1 pseudogene is annotated in these 325 nt (G+C 73.5%); it reads left to right on the forward strand.

The window, feature by feature from the left end:
• Window positions 1-236 (forward strand): annotated as a pseudogene (locus OO69_RS48470) (lanthionine synthetase C family protein); the annotation flags it as partial.
• Window positions 237-325: the final 89 nt, after the last annotated feature.

Here is a 325-nt window from a genome sequence, read left to right on the forward strand (position 1 = left end):
CCGACGTCCTGGTCACGGACCTGACCGCCCGCGCCACCCGGGGCCGCGAGGGCGCCCATTGGTCCAACGTCGACTTCCGGTCCACGCCGGGCGAGCTCGAACCGCAGCTCGGCTGGGCGATGGGCAACGCGGGAATCGTCCGCGAACTGCTCCGCTACGTACGCCTGGCCCGTGGCGGCGACCCCGCGTACGTCTTCACCTGGCCCGACCAGCCCCCGGTACCGGTACCCGCCTGACCGAACCGAGCGAACCGACCGAACCGGACCACGGCGATCGGGCGCCGCCGATGTGCCCCCTGCCACGGTGGATGCCGAAGGGAGGCCGC

Origin of the sequence: Streptomyces sp. NRRL F-525, assembly GCF_000716605.1 — a bacterium.
In the GTDB taxonomy this organism is placed as follows: Bacteria; Actinomycetota; Actinomycetes; order Streptomycetales; family Streptomycetaceae; genus Streptomyces.